We start from the raw sequence: 21,908 nt of genomic DNA on the forward strand, positions 1-21,908 counted from the left end.
GGTCAGTCGATGTTGTCGACGAGGGCGAACAGGTCCTCGTCCGAGGCGGATTCGAGATCGTCATGGCTGAGCTCCTCCCGGCCGTTGCGGTCCGTGGCCTCGACGAGCAGCAGCAGCTGCCGCAGCCGGTCACCGATCCGGTCCTGAGCGGACCCGTCGGACGGTCCGTCGGGCGCCGCCGAGCGGAGCAGCTCCTCGATCCGGTCGAGTCCGGCGAGCACGTCGCCGGACGGTCCGGCGTCCTCCACCACGAGCTGACCGCGCAGATGGGCCGCGAGCGCCGACGGGGTGGGGTGGTCGAAGACGAGGGTGGTGGGCAGGCGGAGTCCGGTGGACTCGCCGAGCCGGTTGCGGAGCTCGACCGCGGTGAGCGAGTCGAAGCCCAGCTCCTGGAAGGCCCGGTCCGCGCCCACCGCACCCTGGTCGGCGTGGCCGAGGACCTCGGCCACCCGGGCCCGTACCAGATCGACCAGGAGCCGCTCGCGCTCCGGCTCCGGTAGCCCGGCCAGCCGCTCGGCCAGCGACGGCCCGGCTTGCTCGCCGCCGCGTGCTGCGGTCCCGCGTACGGCCGGCCGGCGCACCAGGCCGCGGAAGAGCAGCGGCGGCTCCTCACCGCCGGAGCGCAGCGCGTCCAGGTCGAGACCGGTGACGGCCAGGACCGGCCGGCCGGTCAGCGGCGCGGCGTCGAAGAGCTCCATGCCCTCCTCCGGTGCCAGCGCCCGCAGTCCGCTGCGGGCCAGCCGCTTGAGGTCCGCCTCGGTCAACGAGCCGCCCATACCGCCGTGTTCGCCGTCCCAGAGTCCCCAGGCGAGGGAGGTGGTGGGGTGGCCTTGTGCTGTGCGGTGGTGGGCGAGGGCGTCGAGGAAGGTGTTGCCGGCGGCGTAGTTGGCTTGGCCTGCGGTGCCGAGGAGTCCGGCGATGGAGGAGTAGAGGGTGAGGGTGTGGACGGGGTGGTGGTGGGTGAGTTGGTGGAGGTTCCAGGCTGCGTCGATCTTGGGGCGCAGGACGGTGTGGAGGCGTTGGGGGTCGAGGCTGGTGAGGAGGCCGTCGTCGACGGTTCCTGCGGTGTGGATGATGGCGGTGAGGGGGTGTTCGGCGGGAAGTTGGTCGATCGCGCCGGCGAGTGCGTCGTAGTCGGCTGCGTCGGCGGCGGCGAAGGTGGTGGTGGTGCCTGCCGCGTGGAGGTGGTCGCGGAGTTGGGTGGCTCCGGGGGCGTCGATGCCGCGTCGGCTGAGGAGGAGGAGGTGTTTCGCTCCTTGTGCGGCGAGGTGGTGGGCGAGGAGGGTGCCGAGTGCTCCGGTGGCGCCGGTGATGAGGATGGTGCCCTGGTCCCAGCGCGGCGGTTCCGGTACGGCAGTGGGGTCCGGCTTCACCCGGGCGAAACGCGGCACCAGGATCTGGCCCTTGCGCAGTGCCGCCTGCGGTTCGCTCAGTGCGGCGGCGAGGAGCAGGGGAGTGTCGGCCGCGGTGTCTCCGTCGAGGTCGACGAGGCCGAAGCGGCCGGGGTTCTCGCTCTCGGCCGAGCGCAGGAGGCCCCAGAGAGCCGCGTGCGCGAGGTCGGTGACGTCCTCCGGGCCGGTCGCGATGGCGCCTTGGGTGACGACCACGAGACGTGACTGTGCGAACTGCTCGTCGGCCAGCCAGGATTGGGCCAGTTCGAGGTGGCGTACGGCCGCCTCACGGGCCTGTACGGGAAGGTCGTCGTCCTGGAGCGGCTGCGGCACGTTCAGTACCAGGCCCGGGACCTCGGCCCCGGCCTCCACCGCCGCCACCAGCGCCGCCAGATCCGGGTAGCGGGTCAAGGCGTCGAATCCGGCGTCCGGAGCCTCGCCCAGCAGCACGGCGTGCTCGCCGGCCACCGCACGTACCGCGCCGGCCTCCGTCCACCGCACCTCCAGCAGGCCCTCGCGGTGCGTCTCGGCCGCCGCTCGCAGCGCCTCCTCGGTCAGCGGCCGCAGCGCCAGCTCGGCGACCGAGGCCACCGGCGCGCCCAGGCCGTCGGTGACCGTCAGCGCGACGGTCTCCGGACCGGTCGTCGAGAGCCGCACCCGCAATTCCGTGGCGCCCGTGGCCCGTACGGTCAGACCCGACCACGCGAACGGCAGCACGGCCGGCCGGCCGGTGTCCGCGACTCCGGGCAGCAGCGGGTGCAGCGCCGCGTCCAGCAGCGCCGGATGCACGGTGAACCGTGCCGCGTCCGCCTGCTGCGCCTCCGCCAGCGCCACCTCCGCGAACAGCTCCGTCTCCGTGTGCCAGACCCGGTGCAGCCCCTGGAAGGCGGGCCCGTACGCGTATCCGTGGCCGGCGAGACGCTCGTACACGCCCTCCAGGTCCGCCTCCGTCGCACCCGCCGGCGGCCAGGCGCCCAGCTCGGGCACCTCGGCCGGCCGGTCCGACGCTGCCGCCAGCCGGCCGGTCGCGTGCAGCGTCCACGGCGTCAGGTCGTCCGTGCCGGGCCGCGAGTAGACCTCCAGCGTGCGGCGGCCGGCGTCGTCCGCCGCACCCAGCACCGCCTGGATCCGTACGCCTTCGCGGTCCGGCAGGACGAGCGGCGCGGTGAGGGTGAGGTCCTCGACCTCGTCGCAGCCGACGTGCTCACCGGCGCGCAGCGCCAGGTCCGCGAACGCCGTTCCCGGCAGCAGCGCGACCCCGTGCACGGCGTGGTCCCAGAGCCACGGGTGGGTGTGGCGGGAGACCCGGCCGGTGAACAGGAACCCGTCCTGACCGGCCATCGGCACCGCCGCACCGAGCAGCGGATGCCCGGTGGCCCCCAGCCCGAGCCCCGCCGCGTCGCCGGGCACCGAAGGCGCCTCCAGCCAGTGGCGCGAGTGCTGGAAGGCGTACGTCGGCAGCTCCACCCGTGTCGCGCCCGGGAAGAGGGCCGACCGGTCCAGGGCGCCGCCGCGCAGCTCCAGCAGGGCCAGCGCCGCGACGGTGGTGTGCTGCTCGGACCGGCCGGAGCGCAGCACCGGGGTCAGGAGAGCGGCTTCCTTCGTCAGGCAGGACTGGGCCATCGCTGTGAGCACGCCGTCGGGGCCCACCTCCACGAAGTCGCCGACGCCCTGGTCCTCCAGGAAGCGGATCCCGTCGTGGAAGCGGACGGCCGCGCGGATGTGCCCGGCCCAGTACTCCGGCGAGCGCAGCTGCTCATCGGTGGCGAGGACTCCGGTGACGTTGGAGACGACCGGGATCTTCGGGGCGTGGAACGTGAGGCCCGAGGCGATCGCGGTGAACTCCTCCAGCACCTCGTCCATGTGCGGCGAGTGGAAGGCGTGGCTGACGGTCAGCCGCTTCGTCTTGCGGCCCTGTTCCCGCCAGTGCGCGGCGATCTTCTCCACCGCGTCCTCGTCGCCGGAGACGACGACGGAGTCCGGGCCGTTGATCCCGGCGACGGCGACCGTGTCACCGAGGCCGGTGAGCGAGGCGAGGATCTCCTCCTCGCTCGCCTGCACCGCCGCCATCGCGCCTCCCGCACGCGCCGCCTGCATCAGCCGGCCGCGCGCGGCGACCAGGACACCGGCGTCCGCCAGGTCGAGAACGCCCGCGAGATGCGCCGCGGTGACCTCGCCGATGGAATGGCCGAGCAGATAGTCCGGGGCCGCGCCGTGGTGTTCCAGCAGCCGGAACAGCGCCGTCTCGACGGCGAAGAGCGCGGCCTGCGTGAAGACGGTCCGGTCCAGCAGCTCCGCTTCGGCGGAGTCCGGCTCGGCGAAGAGAACCTCCTTGAGGGGGCGGGGCAGTTCACCGTCCAGGTGAGCGCAGACCGCGTCCAACGCCTGCGCGAACACCGGTGAACTCGCGTACAGCTCCCGGCCCATGCCCAGCCGCTGGCTGCCCTGACCGGTGAACAGGAACGCCGTCCCGCCGCGCCGGCCGGGCGCCGCCCGCACCACCGAAGGTGCCGTACGGCCCTGCGCCAGCGCTTCGAGGCCGCTCAGCAGCTCCTCCCGGTCGCCGACGACGGCGGCCGACCGCTCGTGCAGCGCCCGCGTGCTCAGCAGCGAGAAGCCCACATCGGCGGTGCGCAGCGCGGGGTGGCGTACGAGGTGCTCGTACAGCCGGCCGGCCTGGTCGCGCAGCGCCGCCTCGTCCCGTGCCGAGACCACCAGCGGCAGGACCGCCTCCGGTCCGACCGCCTCCTCCTCGTCACGCGGAGCCTCTTCGGGGCCCTGCTCCAGGATCACGTGCGCGTTGGTGCCGCTGATGCCGAACGACGACACACCGGCCCGGCGCGGCCGCCCGTCCTCGGCCGGCCACTCCCGCTCCTCCGCGAGCAGCGCGACCGCTCCCGACTCCCAGTCCACGTGCGGCGACGGCTCGTCCAGGTGCAGCGTCCTCGGCAGCGTGCCGTGCCGCATGGCCTCGATCATCTTGATCACACCGCCGACCCCGGCGGCCGCCTGCGCGTGGCCGATGTTGGACTTCAGCGAACCCAGGTACAGCGGCCGGTCCCCGGGACGGTCCTGGCCGTACGTCGCCAGCAGCGCCTGCGCCTCGATCGGGTCGCCGAGCGTGGTGCCGGTGCCGTGCGCCTCCACCGCGTCCACCTCGGCGGCGGCGAGGCCCGCGTTGGCCAGCGCCTGGCGGATCACCTGCTCCTGCGACGGGCCGTTGGGCGCGGTGAGGCCGTTGGAGGCGCCGTCCTGGTTGACCGCCGAGCCGCGCAGCACCGCCAGCACCCGGTGGCCGTTGCGCCGGGCGTCCGACAGCCGCTCCACCAGCAGCAGACCGACGCCTTCGGACCAGCCTGTGCCGGCCGCGTCCGCCGAGAAGGAACGGCACCGGCCGTCCGGCGAGAGCCCGCGCTGCCGCGAGAACTCGACGAAGGTGTTCGGCCCGGACATGACCGTCACGCCACCGGCCAGCGCCAGGTCGCACTCGCCCTGCCGCAGCGCGTTGGCGGCCAGGTGCAGCGCCACCAGCGACGACGAGCAGGCGGTGTCGACGGTGATCGCAGGCCCTTCCAGGCCGTAGGTGTAGGCGAGGCGGCCGGAGACCACGCTGGAGAGGTTCCCGGCGAGCAGGAAGCCCTCGAACTCCTCCGGGGCCGCCGCCAGGCGCGAGGCGTAGTCGTCGTACATCACGCCGGTGAACACCCCGGCGTTGCTGCCGCGCACCGAGGCCGGGGTGATACCGGCGTTCTCGAAGGTCTCCCACGCGGTCTCCAGCAGGAGCCGCTGCTGCGGGTCGGTCGCGGTGGCCTCACGCGGCGACATCCCGAAGAAGGCCGGGTCGAACCGGTCCGCCTCGTGCAGGAACCCGCCGTGCCGGACGTACGACGTACCGATGACGTCCGGGTCCGCGTTGTACAGCTCCTCCAGGTTCCAGCCGCGGTTGTCCGGGAACTCGCTGATCGCGTCCGTCCCCTCCGCCACCAGCCGCCACAGCTCCTCCGGCGAACGCACTCCGCCCGGGAAGCGGCACGCCATGCCGACGATCGCGATCGGCTCGTCCGCCACCGCAGCCCGCACCGCGACCGGACCGGCCGCGCGGGTGCCGGAGACCTGGTCGTCGACGTACGCGGCGAGCGCGGCGGGCGACGGGTGGTCGAAGACGGCGGTCGCGGGGATCCGCAGACCGGTGGCGGCGGAGAGCTGGTTGCGCAGCTCCACACCGGAGAGCGAGTCGAAACCGGCCTCCTTGAACGCCCGGTCCGGATCGACGGCTTCGGGGTCCGGGTGGCCGAGCACGGCGGCGACCGTGGAGCGGACCAGTGCCAGGACCGCCGTCCGCCGCTCCGCCTCGCCGAGCGCCGCCGTCCGCTGCGCCCAGGACGAGGCGCCCTCGCCCGTTCCTCCGGCAGCGGCGGTACGGGGACGGGGCCTGACCAGGCCGCGCAGCAGCGCGGGCGGTGCTCCGGCGGCGGCGCGCAGCCGGGCCGCGTCGAACGTGACCGGTACGGCCAGCGCCTCCGTACCGGCGAGCGCGGCGTCGAACAGCTCCAGGCCGTGGTCCGGGTCCAGCGGCGCGATACCGGACCTGGCCCAGCGCGCGAGGTCCGCGTCGCCCAGCGTGGTGCCCATGCCGCTTCCGCCGCCCCACAGGCCCCAGGCCAGCGAGAGCGCGGGCAGCTCCAAGGCGGACCGGTGGGCGGCGAGCGCGTCCAAGTAGGTGTTGGCGGCGGCGTAGTTGGCCTGGCCGGCCGTGCCGGTGATGCCGGAGACGGAGGAGAACAGGACGAACGCGGCCAGGTCGTGGTCCCGCGTCAGCTCGTGCAGGTTCCACGCCGCGTCCACCTTCGGCCGCAGCACCGAGGCCAGCTGCTCATCGGTGAGCGACTCCACGGTGGCGTCGTCCAGGACACCTGCCGTGTGCACGACGGCCGTCAGCGGGTGCTCGGCCGGAATGCCGTCCAGTACGGCGGTGAGCGCCGCGCGGTCGGCCGCGTCGGCGGCCACCACGGTGACCTCGGCGCCCAGCTCCGCGAGTTCCGCGCGCAGCACGTCGACGCCCGGCGTGTCCGGGCCCCGGCGGCTGGTCAGCAGCAGATGGCGCACACCGTGCCGGGCCACCAGATGGCGGGCCAGCAGTCCGCCCAGGCCGCCGGTGCCGCCGGTGACGAGCACCGTGCCGTCGGGCCCGAGGACCGGACCGGTGGCGACCTCGGCGCGCACCGCACGGGCCAGCCGCGGCACATGGAGCGCGCCGTCGCGGACCGCCACCTGCGGCTCGCCGCTCGCGACGGCGGCGGCCAGCAGCTCCGTGCCCGAGGCGTCGAGGTCGACGAGGACCACCCGGTCCGGGTGCTCGGACTGGAGCGACCGGGCCAGGCCCCACACCGGTGCGGCGGCCAGGCCGGTGAGCCGGTCGCCGGGGCGCACCGCCACGGCGTCGTGCGTCACGAACACCAGGCGGGTCTCGGCGTACCGGGGATCGGCCAGCCAGCCGCGGGCGGTGCGCAGGGCCCGCGTCGCCGTTTCGTGCGCCGCCTCGGCCGTGAGCGCGTCACCGCTCGCGGGCCCGTACGTGACGACGACGGCGTCGGCGCCCGCAGGGTCCGGCAGGACGTCCCCGGCCGCCTCGGTCAGCGTCACCGTGGCTCCGGCCGGGGCGGGGACCACGGGCCAGGAGACGGTGTGGAGCGCCTCGGCGCGCGAGCCGGCGGCCTGGCCGAGCCGGTCCTTGGGGACGGGCCGCAGCGAGATCCGGTCGACGGTGGCGACCGGCGCGCCGGTGGGATCGGTGAGCGTCAGCGTGTAGGCGTCGGGTCCGGCCGGAGCCAGCCGGGCCCGCAGCTCGCTCGCGCCCACGGCGTGCACGGCCGCCCCGTTCCAGGCGAACGGCAGCCGGATCTCCCGGTCGTCGTCACCGTCCCGGGCCGCGTCCAGCACCATCGGGTGCAGCGCCGCGTCGAGCAGCGCCGGATGGACCGCGTACCCGCTCGCCGCCTCGCGCTGGTCGTCGCTCAGCCGCAGCTCCGCGTAGAGCTCCTCGCCCCGCCGCCACAGGCTCCGCAGGCCCTGGAAGGCGGGACCGTACGCGTAACCGAGCCCGGCGAGCCGCTCGTAGACGCCCGTGAGGGGTTCGGCGACGGCACCGGCGGGCGGCCAGGGGCCCGGGGCCTCGGAGGCGGGTGCGGGGGAGGGGGCGGTGAGGGTGCCGGAGGCGTGGCGGGTCCACGGGGCCGGGGCGTCGTCCGTGACGGGCTGCGCGTGCACCGCGAAGGAGCGGCTGCCGTCGGCTTCGGGTGCGCCGACGGTGACCTGGAGGCGGGTGCTGCGGCGCTCGGCCAGCACCAGCGGCGCCTCCAGCGTGAGCTCCTCCACCCGGCCGGTCCCGGCCTGCTCGCCCGCTGCCACGGCCAGTTCGAGGAAGGCGGTGGCGGGCACCAGGACGGCGTCACCGATGCCGTGGTCGGCCAGCCACGGCTGCCGGGCCGGCGAGAGCACGCTGGTGAGGATGGTGCCGTCGCGGTCGGCCAGCTCCACCGACGCGGCGAGCAGCGGGTGTTCGGACACGGTGAGACCGAGGCCGCCTGCGTCGGTCCGCTCCTCGGGGACGAACCAGTAGTGCTCGTGCTGGAAGGCGTACGTGGGCAGGTCGGCGCGGGCGGCGCCGGGGAAGAACGTGTCCAGCTCCAGTCCGGCGCCGAGCGCGTGGGCGCGGGCGAGGCCGGTGGCGAGGACGGCGGTCTCGGGCCGGCCCGCGCGCAGCAGCGGGACGGCGGTGGCGTGTTCCGTGGTGAACGAGGCCTGCGCCATGGCCGTGAGCACGGCGTCGGGACCGACCTCGACGAACCGGGTGACGCCGTCGGCCTCCAGCGTGCGGACCGCGTCCAGGAACCGCACGGTGGAGCGGATCTGCCGCACCCAGTAGTCCGGCGAGGCCAGCTCGTCGGCGGTGGCGAGCTCGCCGGTCAGCGTCGACACCAGCGGGATCACGGGCGCACGGAACTCCAGCGCGGCGGCGACCGCCCGGAACTCCTCCAGGACCTCGTCCATGTGCGGCGAGTGGAAGGCGTGGCTGACGCGCAGCCGCCGCGTCCGGCGCCCCTGCTCCCGCCAGTGGGCCGCGACCTGCTCGGCGGCCTCCTCGTCACCGGAGACCACGACCGCGTCCGGGCCGTTCACCGCGGCGACGGCGAGCGCGCCGTCGTGGCCGGCCAGACTCCGTACCACCTCGGCCTCGTCGGCCTCCACGGCGATCATCGCGCCGCCGGTACGCGCCGACTGCATGAGCCGGCCGCGCGCGGCGACCAGGGCCGCCGCGTCCGCCAGCGACAGCACTCCGGCCACATGGGCCGCGGCCAGCTCGCCGATCGAGTGGCCCGCCAGCCGGTCGGGCACCAGGCCGTGGTGTTCCAGCAGCCGGAACAGCGCCACCTCGACGGCGAAGAGCGCGGGCTGCGTGTAGGTGGTGCGGTGCAGCAACGCGTCACCGGAGTCGGAGCCGTCACCGGCGTCGGGATCGGCGAACATCACCTCCAGCAGCGGCCGTTCCAGATGGCCCTCCAGCGCCGCCGCCACCTCGTCCAGCGCCTGCGCGAAGACCGGGTGGGCGGCGTACAACTCCTGGCCCATGCCCGGGTACTGGGCGCCCTGGCCGGTGAAGAGGAAGGCCGTACGGCCGTCCCGGCCCGCGTCGCCCACCACCACGTGCGGCGACTGCTCACCGCGCGCCAGCGCCTGGAGGCCCGTCAGGAAGTCGGCGGTCTCCGTGCCGGTGACCACCGCCCGCCGGTCGAACGCGGTACGGGCGGCCAGCGAGCGGCCGACATCGGCGACCGGCAGCGACGGGCGGCCGGAGAGGTGCTCGTGCAGCCGGGCCGCCTGCGCCCGCAGCGCCGCCTCGTCGCGCGCGGAGACCACCCACGGCACCGGCGTGGCCGGCGCGGGCGTGACGGCCGGCGCCGGGACGTCGGCCTCGGCCGCCTCCTCCAGCACCACGTGCGCGTTGGTGCCGCTGATCCCGAACGACGAGACGGCGGCCCGGCGCGGCCGCCCGGTGCGCGGCCACTCCCGCTCCTCGGTGAGCAGCTCCACGGCACCGGAGGACCAGTCCACGTGCGGCGTCGGCTCGTCGGCGTGCAGCGTCCTCGGCAGCGTGCCGTGCCGCATCGCCTGGACCATCTTCACGATGCCGCCGACACCGGCGGCGGCCTGCGTGTGGCCGATGTTGGACTTCAGCGAGCCCAGGTACACCGGGTCGCCCTCGCGCTCCCGGCCGTACGTGGCGAGCAGCGCCTCCGCCTCGATCGGGTCGCCGAGCCGGGTGCCGGTGCCGTGGGCCTCCACCGCGTCGACGGCTCCGGCGGACAGGCCCGCGTCGGCGAGCGCCTCGCGGATCACCCGCTGCTGGGCGAGGCCGCTCGGCGCGGTGAGGCCGTTGGAGGCGCCGTCCTGGTTGATCGCGGTGCCACGGACGACCGCGAGGACCTGGTGGCCGTTGCGCCGCGCGTCCGAGAGCCGCTCCACCAGCAGCAGGCCCACGCCTTCGGCCCAGGACGTGCCGTCCGCCGACGCGGAGAACGACTTGCTCCGTCCGTCCGGCGCGAGGCCCTGCTGCTTGGAGAACTCCACGAACATGCCGGGGGTGGCCATCACCGTGACACCGCCCGCCAGAGCGAGACCGGTCTCCCCGGAGCGCAGCGACCGTACGGCCATGTGCAGGGCGACCAGGGACGACGAGCAGGCCGTGTCGACGGTGACGGCGGGGCCGATGAGGCCCAGTTGGTAGGCGATGCGGCCCGACATGACGCTCGCGGTGGAGCCGGTCAGGACGTGGCCGTGGACGCCTGCGGGGGCGTCATGCATACGCGGGCCGTACTCCAGGGCCGTACCGCCGATGAACACGCCGGTACGGCTGCCCTGGAGCGAGGCCGGGTCGATGCCCGCGCCCTCCACGGCCTCCCACGCGGTCTCCAGCAGCAGTCGCTGCTGCGGGTCCATGGCCAGCGCCTCGCGCGGCGCGATGCCGAAGAAGCCGGCGTCGAAGCCGCCGGCGCCGTGCAGGAAGCCGCCCGCGTCCACCGCGCTGCGGCCCGGCTCGCGGAGCTCGGGATCGAAGAGGTCCTCGGGCCAGCCGCGGTCCTCCGGGAAGCCGGAGATCGCGTCGCCGCCCTCGGACAGCAGCTTCCACAGCGCCTCCGGCGAGGTGGCGCCGCCCGGATAGCGGCAGGCCATGCCCACGATGGCGATCGGCTCACCGGCGTCCGCCGGCGCGCGGCGGCCGTCGTCGGCGGCGCCGGTGCCGGTCAGCTCGGCCAGCAGATGTCCGGCCAGCGCGGCCGGCGTCGGGTGGGCGAAGAGGAGTCCGCTGGGCAGGCTCAGCCCGGTGGCCGCGGCGAGCGCGTTGCGCAGCTCCACCGTCATCAGCGAGTCGAAGCCGAGCTCCTTGAAGGGCGCGCGCAGGTCGACCGCGCCGTCCGGCCCGTACTCCAGGACCGCCGCCGTGTGCGCGGTGACCAGCTCGGTCACCTCGCGCAGCCGCTCGGCCGCCGGAAGCGCCGCCAGCCGCTCACCGAGCCCGCCCACCGGGGCCGCGACCGGCGCGGCGGAGGCCGGCGCCGGGGCGAGGGCTTGGCGCGCGGCCGGAGCGCCGGTCGCGGTGCGGAGCCAGTACGTCTCGCGCTGGAAGGCGTACGTCGGCAGGTCGGTGCGGCCGCCACCGGAACCCGCGTACGCGGCCGTCCAGTCCACCTCCGTACCGCGCGCGAACACCGAGGCGAGCGCGGCCAGCAGCGCCTGCGGTTCCGGCCGGCCCGAGCGCAGCGCCGGAACCGCCTCGACCGCCGCCGGGTCCAGCACGGACGCGGCGGCCATGGCGGCGCAGACCCCGTCGGGACCCAGCTCTAGGAAGGTGGTGACCTCGGCGGCCTCCAGCGTCCGGACCGCGTCCATGAACCGGACCGGACGGCGCACCTGGTCCACCCAGTAGCCGGGGGAGCACCACGCCTCGCCGTCGGCTGCCTCGCCGGTCACGGTGGAGACCACCGGGATGGCCGGCGCGGTGAAGGTGAGGCCCTCCACCACGCGGCGGAAGTCGTCCAGCATCGGGTCCATGAGCGGCGAGTGGAAGGCGTGAGAGACCGTCAGCCGCTTGGTGCGCAGACCGCGTTCGGCCGCCTCGGCGGCCACGGCCAGCACCGCGTCCTCGGCGCCCGAGACGACGGCCGCCCGGGGCCCGTTCACCGCCGCGAGCCCGGCCCGGTCGCCGTACGGCGCGAGCAGCTCCAGCAGCTCCTCCTCCGACGCCTCGACGGCCACCATCGCGCCGCCCTCCGGCAGCGCCTGCATCAGCCGCCCCCGGGCCACGACCAGCTTGGCCGCGTCCGCCGCCGACAGCACCCCGGCCACATGGGCCGCCGCCACCTCGCCGACGGAGTGCCCGGCCACGAAGTCCGCGCGCACACCCCAGGACTCCACCAGCCGGTACAGCGCCACCTCCAGTGCGAAGAGCGCGGGCTGCGTCCAACCGGTGCGGTCCAGGCCCTCGCCGGTACGGATCACCTCGGCGAGCGGCCGCTCCAGCAGCGGGTCCAGCCGGCCGCAGACCTCGTCGAAGGCGCGCGCGAACACCGGAAACGCCTCGTACAACTCCTGGCCCATGCCGACCCGTTGAGAGCCCTGGCCGGTGAAGAGCACGCCGAGCCCGCCCCGTCGCGCCGCACCGGTGACGACACCGCTCGCGGGCCGTCCGGCGGCGAGCGCCTCCAGGGCGGCCCGCACCTCGTCGTCCCCGCCGAGCAGCACGGCCCGGTGCGGGAACAGGGTCCGCGTCGACAGCAGCGACCAGCCGACATCGGCCGCCGTACGCCGCTCCTCCGCCGCCGTACGCCGCTCCTCCGCCAGGAACGCGTGCAGCCGGCCGGCCTGGGCGCGCAGCGCCTGCGGATCGCGGCCGGAGAGCACCCACGGCAGCACCCCGGCCGCGGCCGACTCGCCCGCCGGCGCGGCACCGTGCTCGCGCCCGTCGGCCCCCTCGGGAGCCTCGGCCAGGACGACATGGCAGTTGGTGCCGCCCATGCCGAACGAGCTGACACCCGCGACCAGTTGGCGGTCCTCGTGCGGCCACGGCGTCAGCTCGCGCTGGACGGAGAGGCCCAGCTCGTCCAGCGGGATGCGCGGGTTGGGTGTCTCGAAGTTCAGGCTGGCGGGCAGCTGCCGGTGGCGCAGGCTCAGCAGCACCTTGAGCAGGCCGACGACACCGGCCGCGCCCTCCAAGTGGCCCACGTTGGTCTTGGCCGAACCGACGAGCAGCGGATCACCGGCGGCGCGCCCGGAGCCGAGCGCCGCACCGAGCGCCGCCGCCTCCACGGGGTCGCCGACCGGGGTGCCGGTCCCGTGCAGCTCCACGTACTGCAACTCCGCCGGATCGAGCGACGCCTTGCGCCACGCGGCCCGCAGCACCCGCTCCTGCGCCTCGGCGCTGGGCACGGTCAGACCGGCGGTGGAGCCGTCGTTGTTCACGGCGGTGCCACGGATCACGCCGTGCACGCGGTCGCCGTCGGCGAGAGCGGCGGCCAGCGGCTTCAGGACGAGGACACCACCGCCCTCACCCGGGACGAAGCCGTTGGCCCGGGCGTCGAAGGTGTAGCTCAGACCGTCGGGCGAGAGGCCGCCGAAGCGCTCCTCGGTGACCGCGTTCTCGGCGAGCACGTTCAGGTTCACCCCGGCGGCCACGGCGGTCGCGGACTCGCCCGACCGCAGGCTCTCGCAGGCCAGATGGACGGCGACGAGCGAGGAGGACTGCGCGGAGTCCACGGTGAGGCTCGGCCCGTGCAGACCGAGGTGGTACGAGACCCGGTTGGCGATGACGCCCCGGTTCACGCCCGCCATCGTGTGCTGCGTGATCGCCTCCGTACCCTGCTGGTAGACCAGGCTGGTGTAGTCGTCGCGCAACGCCCCGACGAACACCGCCGTACGGCTGCCGCGCAGCGTCGCCGGCACGATGCCGGCGTCCTCCAGCGCCTCCCAGGTGAGCTCCAGCACGAGCCGCTGCTGCGGGTCCATGGCGGCGGCCTCACGCGGCGAGATGCCGAAGAACGCCGGGTCGAAGTCGCCGACACCGTCGATGAACCCGCCGCGCCGCGCCGGACCGTCGCCGTCCGGCTCCTGGCCCGTCTCCCAGCGGCCGGGCGGCACCTCCGTGACGCCGCTGCGGCCGTCCCGGAGCAGCTCCCAGAACTCCGCGGGCGTGGCGGCCTTCGGCAGCCGGCACGCCATCCCGACGACCGCCACCGCCCCGTCGTGCTCCTCGTGCGCCTGCGCCGACACCGACCGGTGCTCACTCGCCATCTGACTCGTCCGCCCTTTCGTCGCCGCCGGAACCGCGGCGGTGTCCAAGACGTGTTGCGCTTTTTCAACACGCGCTGAAAACAGGTCATGGGTGACCGTTCGTCAACGTAGCAACGCGCCGAATACGGCCGATCAGCGAGCGGTAACACGGCGATAACCGGGCCCTGATGAGGGCTTGTGGGCGGCCTGTTACCTTCCGGTGGGGAGGGCGCGACTACGTTGGGTCCGGATTCGCACGGCTACCTGCCGATGCGTCCCGGAAAGCCACAAGCAATCTGGATCCACAGGAGGTTCGCCCCATGTCAGGGAAAACCGATGTCATCGTGCACGCCGGCGGTGTGGAAGAGCACCTCGCGTTCTACGTCCGAACGTTCAACACCGGTGACGCCGACGCCATCAACCGGCTCTACTCCGAGGAAGCGGTCTCCGTCTGGGAGCCCGGAAAGCCGCTGACGGGTAAGGAGCGCAAGGACAATCTCGCGGAATTCCTCAAGCTGAGGCCCGCGTTGAGCGCGAAGATCCGGGAGTCCCACGTCACCGGTGACACCGCTCTGCTCAGCGTCGACTGGAAGATGGAGGTCGACGGCGAGAACGGAAAGCGCGAATCGTTCGGCGGCCTCGCGACCGACATTCTGAGCCGTGATTCCGACGGTGAATGGCGTTACTCGATCGACGCGCCCTACGGTGATCCGCGGAACGAAATACCTGGCTGACTCCATGGAGAAAGCCACCGATAAGCCGCCCGACCGGCCCGAACCCGGGCCCCGAAGCGGTGGGACCATGACCAGGCCGTGGTGGCAGCGCCCCTGGATCGTTCCGCTCGCAACGGTGTGCGTGGTCTTCCTCGTACTCTCGTTGCCGCGGTATCTCACGTTCGACCCCGCACGATCCCGTGTAGCGCAGCCGGGGGACTTCGCGCTTCACTACCCCTTACTGGTGACGCACATCCTGTTCGGTGCGGTGGCCATGGTCACCTCCTGTCTCCAGGTCTGGCCCTGGCTCCGGGCGGCGCACCCCGCGGTGCACCGCGTCAGCGGACGGCTGTACGTCTTCGCCGGCGTCATCCCGTCCGGACTGCTCGGCATCGTCGTCGGCGCCACCAGCCCCAACGGCCTGACCATGCAGCTGAGCAGCGTCACGCTCTCGGTGCTGTGGCTGATCTTCACGGTCGCGGGGTGGAGCACGGCCAGGCAGCGCCGGTGGGGGGACCACCGGCGCTGGATGATCCGCAGCTTCGCCGCCACCATGGCGATCCCGCTGAACCGCGTCTACGCCGTGGTGCTGGAGGCCACCGTCCTGCCGACACCGGAGACCGACGATCCGGTCGTGCTGGAGATCTGGCTCCACACCCTGGTCGGCAACGCCGACTGGCCCGGCTGGGTCACCACCCTGCTGATCGCCGAGTGGTGGCTGACCGAGAAGGGCGTGCGGGCCAAGCACCGGGCACGAGCGGCCCGGCGCAAGGCCTCGGCCACCGGCACATCCCCGCGTACCGACCCCACCGGTACCCCCGCCCAGAAGAGAGGCACTGCCATGAGCACCGAAATCGACCTCAACTCCCTGGAACTCACCGCTGACCCCGATCAGCAGAACGAGGTCTTCCTCATCGCCTTCAACTCCTACGACGGAGCGGTCTTCGACCGGCTGTACCGGGACGACGCGATCTCGAACCTGTCGGGCGAGCCGCTGACCGGTGCGGCCCGCAAGGCGAAGATCACGGAGATGCTCGCGCTGAAGCCGTCGCTGAAGGCGACCCTGCGGGAGTCCTACACGGCCGGCGACGTCCAGCTGATCGTCGTGGACTACGAGATGGAGGTGCCGGGCCCGGACGGCGCCCGCCAGGAGCTGCGCGGCACCTGCACCGACGTCCTGCGGCGCGGTGCGGACGGCAAGTGGCTCATGGCCATCGACCGCCCCATCCCGCAGGAGCTGTCGGCCACCGGCTGACCTGTCCGTACCTGCTCCTGTTCCACCAACGGCCCCCGGCCGAGCGGAGATCGACCGCTCGACCGGGGGCCGTTCCGTGTGCGCTGTACGGGGGTGGCCGTGTGTACGACGCGTGTACGGGACAGGCCGCGGCTGCGCGACGCACGGGAGAGGGCCGCGTGTGCGCCGTACGGGACAGGCCCCGGCCGTACGCCGTACGGGACAAGCTCCCGCTGCACGACGTGAGGGACAGGCCCCCGCGCGCACGTGCGAAGGCCCGGCCGAGTGGATCGGCCGGGCCTTCGCTTCGGTGCGGTGGTGCGGTGGATCAGCGGCTGTCGCCCGCGGCGGCGGGCTCGTTCGCCAGGGCGGCACCGGTGGCCGCGTTCGGCCCGTCGGTCTCGTCCGGGCCGGCGGCCTCCTCCTCGGCGTCCTTGCCCGCCGGGACGTGGCGCAGCAGCACGATGGCCGCGATGGCCAGCCCGGCCACGATCACGGCCGCGATGCCGGACGCGAGGTTCAGACCGCTGGTGAACGCCTCACGCGCCGCGTCCAGCAGTTCGGCGCCCGCGGGGCCACCCAGCTCCCCGGCCACCGCGTCGGCACCGGCGAGCGTGTCACGTGCCGTGTCCGCCGCCGACGCGGGCAGGTCCGAGGAGAGCGCGGCGCCGATGTCCTCCCGGTACACGGCGGTGACGACACTGCCGAGACCGGCGATACCGAGCGCGATACCGAACTCCATGCCGGTCTCCGACATGGCCGCGGCCGAACCGGCCCGCTCCGGCGGCGCCGAGCCGACGACCAGGTCCGTACCGAGGACCATCATCGGGCTGATGCCGGTGTAGATGAGGACGAAGCCGATCACCAGCAGCGGCAGCCCGCCGGTGGAGTCCGCCAGGGTGATCAGGACGTATCCGAGCACCGACAGGAACAGCGAGCCGCCGACGACGTAGCCGGGACGGATGCGCTGGGCGACGGCGGGCGTCAGCGAGGAGGCGATGATCAGCGCGCCGGCCGCCGGCAGCAGCCACAGTCCCGCCTTCATCGGCGTGAGGCCCTCCACCAGCTGGAGGTACTGCGTGATGAAGAGGTAGAGCCCGCCCATCAGACCGAGGCCGAGGGTCAGCACCAGCAGAGCGGTGCTGAAGGCGCGGTTGGAGAAGAGGCTCAGGTCCAGCAGCGGGTCGGCGAGCTTGCGCTGACGCAGGACGAAGGCCACACCGAAGAGCAGACCGACCAGGAGCGTGCCGATCGCCACGACGCCGGGACCGTGCTCGGCCAGCCGCTTGATGCCGTAGATCACCGGCAGCACGGTGACCAGGGAGAGCACGACGCTCGCCAGGTCGAGACGGCCGGCGTCCGGGTCCTTGTACTCCGGCAGCAGGATCGGCGTGACGATCAGGAGCACCACCATCACCGGGACGGCGAGCAGGAAGACCGAGCCCCACCAGAACCACTCCAGCAGCGCACCACCGAGGACCGGGCCCACGGCGATACCGACGGAGAAGCAGGTGACCCAGACGCTGATGGCGACACCGCGCTGCCGGGCGTCCTGGAACATGTTGCTGATCAGCGCCAGCGTCGAGGGCATCAGCGTGGCACCGGTGATACCGAGCAGCGCGCGCGCCGCGATCAGCATCTCCGGGCTGGTGGCCTTCGCCGCGATGATCGAGGCGATGCCGAAGCCGAGCGCACCGATCATGAGCAGCTTGCGGCGGCCGATGCGGTCACCGAGCGTGCCCATGGTCACCAGGAAGCCGGCGATCATGAAGCCGTAGATGTCCACGCTCCACAGCAGCTGCGTGCTGCTGGGCTTGAGGTCCGCGCTGATCGACGGCACCGCGAGGTTCAGCACGGTGGCGTCGAGCGCCAGCAGGATCGTGGGAAGGGTGAGCACGAAGAGCCCGAGCCACTCCCGTGGCCCGGCCCTCAGCTCCGCGGAGGCCTGGGATTCTGTGGTCATGGGGGAACCCTCCAAGGTTCGTCGATCGTCCGCGCCCTGGCTGGTCCGGGGCAGGGGAGTAGGGGAGAGAAGGGGGCCGTGGAAGGCCCCGAGGGCTCAGGATTCGTACGGCTGTACGTCCCGGGCGTGGTGGAGCAGCCGCGCCCACCAGATGAGCTGGTCGAGCGTCGCCTTGACCGAGGCCGCGAAGCTCGTGGACGTCTTCGGCCACTCACCGTCGGCACCGAACTCGTCCCAGTAGTTCGGGATGCTGATGCCGTCGCGGATGGCCACGGCGTGCACCTCGGTGAAGGCGCTGCGCAGCTGCTCGGCCGCGTGCAGACCGCCCGAGGGCCCGCCGTAGGACAGGAACGCCACCGGCTTGGCCTTCCACTCGTCGAGGTACCAGTCGATGGCCGTCTTGAGCGGTGCGGGGAAACTCCGGTTGTACTCCGGGGTCACCACCACGAAGGCGTCCGCCGCCGCGAGCCGTGGAGCCAGCGCGGCCACCGGCCGGGGCAGCTCCTCGCACTCGTCGCCGAGCGTGTCGGGCAGCCGGGCCTCGGCCAGGTCGATCAGATCGACGTCGAGTTCCCGGCGCCGGCGCGCCTGTCCGGTGAACCACCGGGCGACGGTCGGGCCGAAGCGGCCCCGGCGCGTGCTGCCGATGATGATCGCCAACCGCAGAGGGCTGTTGTCGGACATCGGACGCTCCTGCGCTGGGCCGGCCTGCCGCCGACGGTGGTGGACAGGCACCAGCGTGCGGCGGAGCACTCACGACCGGCTCACCACCCGCTCACGACCGGCTCCCCACACCCTGCGGCGCTGCGTTACGGTGGCGCCCATGCGATTCGGGGTACTGGGGCCACTGGCCGTGTGGAAGGCGGACGGCAGCCTGCTCACCGTGCCCGGCGTCAAGACCAGGACGCTCCTCGCCGCTCTCCTCTCCCACGAGGGCCACCCGGTCTCGGCGGACCGGCTCGTCGACGAGGTGTGGGGCGAGCGCGAGCTGCCCGGCAACCCCGGCGCCGCGCTCCAGACCAAGGTCTGGCAGCTGCGGAAGGTGTTCGGCGACGCGGAGAGCGGCGGCCGCGAGCTGCTGACCCTGCGCGACGACGGGTATCTGCTGCGTACGGAGGCCGGCAGCGTCGACATGGGCCGGTTCCAGGCCCTGGTGGTACGGGCCAGGGCCGCCGACACCCCCCGCGCGCGCGTGGCCCTGCTGACCGAGGCGCTCGGCCTGTGGCGCGGCGCCCCGTTCTCCGGGTTCGAGGACGCCGACTTCGCCCGCCCGGTCATCACCCGCCTGGAGGAGGCCCGCCTCTCCGCCTCCGAGGAGCTGGCCGAGGCCCGGATCGACCTCGGCGAACACTTCGAGGTGGCGGGCGAGCTGACCGAACTCGTCGTACGCCATCCGCTGCGGGAGCGGCTCCGCGCCCTCCACATGCGCGCGCTGTACGCCGCCGGGCGGGCCGGCGAGGCCCTCGCCGGCTACCAGGAGCTGCGGACCCGGCTCGCCGATGAACTCGGCCTGGACCCCGGCCCCGAACTCACCGCCCTCCACCAGGCGATGCTGGAACAGGACACCCAGCTCACCACCCCCGCCGCCCCGGCCCCGCCGCGCCGCCCGGCCACCAACCTGCCCGCACCGCTCACCGAACTGGTCGGCCGCGGCGACGCGGTGGCCGAGGTCAAGGGCCTGCTCACCACCGCCCGCCATGTCACGCTGACCGGCTCCGGAGGCGTCGGCAAGACCCGCCTCGCGCTGGAGACCGCCGCCCAGCTCGCCGACGGCTTCCCGGACGGCGCCTGGCTGGTCGAGCTGGCCGCGCTCGGCCGCACCGGCAGCGCGAACGCGGTGGACCCGGTGGCGGAGGCCGTCATGACCGTGCTCGGCATCCGGGAGGACGCGGCGACCGCCACCCCCGGCGTGCCCGGACCCTCCTCACCCGCCACCAGCCTCGCCGAGGCCCTCGCGGGCAAGAGCCTCCTGCTGCTCCTGGACAACTGCGAGCACATCGTCGACGCCGTCGCCGAACTGGCGGCCCTGTTGCTCAAGCGCGCACCGGGCCTGCGCATCCTGGCCACCAGCCAGGAGCCCTTCGGCGCGCTCGGCGAGGTGGTCTGGGCCGTGCCGCCGCTGGACGTGCCCGAGGCCGCCCTGGAGGCCGGGTTCGAGGACGCGGCCCGCTCCAGCGCCGTCGAACTGTTCGTCGCCCGCGCGGCCGCCGCCTCACCCGGCTTCGCGCTCGACGCGGCCAACGCCCGGGACGTGGCGGTGATCTGCCGCCGGCTCGACGGCATCCCGCTCGCTCTCGAACTGGCCGCCACCCGGGTCCGCGCTCTCGGTGTACGGGGCCTGGTCACCCGGCTCGACGACCGCTTCCGCCTCCTCGCCACCGGCTACCGCGGCGCACCGCCGCGCCAGCAGACCCTCCGGGCGATGATCGACTGGAGCTGGGACCTGCTCGGCGCACCCGAGCGCGCCGTCCTGCGCCGCCTCGCCGTGCACGCCGAGGGGTGCACGCTGGAGGCGGCGGAGGCCGTCTGCGCCGGACCGGGCGCGGACGCGGACGACGTCCTGGACCTGCTGGCCCGGCTGGTGGACCGCTCGCTGGTCGTGATGGCCGACAGCGGCGACGAGCCCCGCTACCGGCTCCTGGAGTCCGTCGCCCAGTACGGGCTGGCCCGGCTGGACGAGGCAGGCGAGAGCGACGAGGTGCACCGCCGCCACCGCTGGTACTACACGGAGCTGGCCGAGCGCACGGCCCTGACGATCCACGGGCCCGACCAGCGGCGCCGGCTCCGCGCGCTGGACGCCGAGACCGCCAACATCCGCCGGGTGCTGGAGGACGCGGCCCGGCACGGCGGAGCCGAGGAGGCCCTCCGCCTGGTCAACGCGCTGACCTGGTACTGGTTCCTGCGCGGCAGGCTCCGTGAGGCGGGCCGGTCCCTGGAGGCGGCACTGGCCGTGGCCGGGCCCGGCGACACCGACTCCGGCCAGGACCCGGCGGCGGCGTCGCTGCGGGCCCAGGCGCGGGCGTGGCGGGCCGGGTTCGCCGTCCTCGTCGGCGAAGGCACCGAGCGGATGCGGTACCGCCGGGTCGCCGAGGAGCTCTCCCGCGACATCACCGACCGGCGTGAGCGGGCCAGGGCCCAGTGGTTCTTCGGCTTCGCGCTCTTCGGCGTCGGCGACCAGGCCACCAGCGAGGAGCTCATCGAGGAGGCCCTGGAAGGGTTCCAGGCGCTCGGCGAGACCTGGGGCACCGCCGCGGCACTGAGCGTACGGGCCAACCAGGCCCATGTCCGCGGTGATCTGGACCGGTTGGCGCGCGACGGCCACCGCAGCGCCGAACTCTTCACCGAACTGGCCGACGGATGGGGCCAGTTGCAGACTGTCGAGCCGCTCGCCTCACTGGCCGAGATGGCCGGCGACTACGAGCGCGCCGCCCAACTCCACCAGGAGGGGCTGCGGATGGCCGAGGACCTCGGACTCTGGCCCGAGGCCGCCGACCGGCTCACCGGCCTCGGCAGCACCGCCATGCTCACCGGCGACCACGAGAAGGCGCGCGACTACCACCAGCGGGCGATGCGCCTGGCGGCCGAACACAGCTTCAAACCGGGCGAGATCCACGCCGAGATCGGCCTCGGCCTCGGCGCCCGCCGCGAGGGCCGGTTCGACACCGCCGAGGTCCACATGCTCCACGCGCTGGAGTGGCAGTCCAGCATGGCCTTCGAGCCCGGCCGCGCCCTGGTCCTGGCCGAGCTCGGCTTCATCGCCGAACAGCGCGGCGACGCGGAGAGCGCCCTGCGCCTCCACCTGGACGGCTGGACCTCCGCCCGTAACACCGGCGACGCCCGCGCCATGGCGCTCGCGCTCGAAGGACTGGCCGGAGCCCACGCCCTGGCCGGACGGCCGGCGTACGCGGCGCTGCTGCTCGGCGCGGCCGAAGCGGCCCGCGCATCGGTCGGCATGCCGCTGCCGAAGGCCGAGCGCGGCGACGTCGACCGCATCGCGGCGGCCGTACGGCTCCACCTCGACGAGGACGCCTACCAGGCCGCGTACCGCCGCGGCTCCACGCTCACCCCGGAGCAGGCCCTCGCCGCGGCCGGCGACTGAAGCCCGCCGCCTTCCCGCAGACCGTTCAGTGACCGGCCGATGAGAGGCCGTCCCTAGGGTGTGTCCGGCGGATCGGGACACGCTCCGGCCTCGTAGAGGCTTCCGGGACGTCCCATCGGCAGGCACCGGCCCCGCCGTCTCGTGCGGTGTCCGCCCGCGACCGGAGCCGCCACCACCACGGGCA

Annotated in this window: 6 protein-coding genes; 3 read left to right on the forward strand and 3 right to left on the reverse strand. The window is 74.0% G+C overall.

Translation table 11 applies throughout. The features are described from left to right. Nucleotides 1–2 precede the first annotated feature (2 nt). Nucleotides 3–13,736 (reverse strand): SDR family NAD(P)-dependent oxidoreductase, encoded by a 13,734-nt coding sequence (locus ACQP09_RS28950; RefSeq protein ID WP_433404902.1) that lies wholly within the window; start codon nt 13,734–13,736, stop codon nt 3–5. A 299-nt stretch (nt 13,737–14,035) separates the two neighbouring features. On the opposite strand from ACQP09_RS28950, the gene ACQP09_RS28955 reads away from it, so the two are divergent. Both ACQP09_RS28955 and ACQP09_RS28960 read left to right on the forward strand, forming a co-directional pair. Then, nucleotides 14,036–14,449 (forward strand): YybH family protein, encoded by a 414-nt coding sequence (locus ACQP09_RS28955; RefSeq protein ID WP_432151820.1) that lies wholly within the window; start codon nt 14,036–14,038, stop codon nt 14,447–14,449. Between the two features lie 223 nt (nt 14,450–14,672). Continuing rightward, complete coding sequence (locus ACQP09_RS28960; protein ID WP_433404905.1) at nt 14,673–15,683, forward strand: DUF2306 domain-containing protein; 1,011 nt, start codon at nt 14,673–14,675, stop codon at nt 15,681–15,683. Between the two features lie 307 nt (nt 15,684–15,990). Here the strand turns inward: ACQP09_RS28960 and ACQP09_RS28965 are convergent, their stop codons facing one another. Both ACQP09_RS28965 and ACQP09_RS28970 read right to left on the reverse strand, forming a co-directional pair. Beyond that, the gene (locus ACQP09_RS28965; protein ID WP_433404907.1) at nt 15,991–17,625 is read right to left on the reverse strand and encodes an MFS transporter; all 1,635 of its coding nucleotides are present in this window, start codon (nt 17,623–17,625) and stop codon (nt 15,991–15,993) included. A 96-nt stretch (nt 17,626–17,721) separates the two neighbouring features. Continuing rightward, nucleotides 17,722–18,309 (reverse strand): NADPH-dependent FMN reductase, encoded by a 588-nt coding sequence (locus tag ACQP09_RS28970; protein ID WP_432151817.1) that lies wholly within the window; start codon nt 18,307–18,309, stop codon nt 17,722–17,724. 139 nt (nt 18,310–18,448) lie between these two features. On the opposite strand from ACQP09_RS28970, the gene ACQP09_RS28975 reads away from it, so the two are divergent. After that, complete coding sequence (locus ACQP09_RS28975; protein ID WP_433404910.1) at nt 18,449–21,724, forward strand: BTAD domain-containing putative transcriptional regulator; 3,276 nt, start codon at nt 18,449–18,451, stop codon at nt 21,722–21,724. Nucleotides 21,725–21,908 lie beyond the last annotated feature (184 nt).

Origin of the sequence: Streptomyces sp. CA-146814, from assembly GCF_050942385.1 — a bacterium.
Lineage (GTDB): Bacteria > Actinomycetota > Actinomycetes > Streptomycetales > Streptomycetaceae > Streptomyces.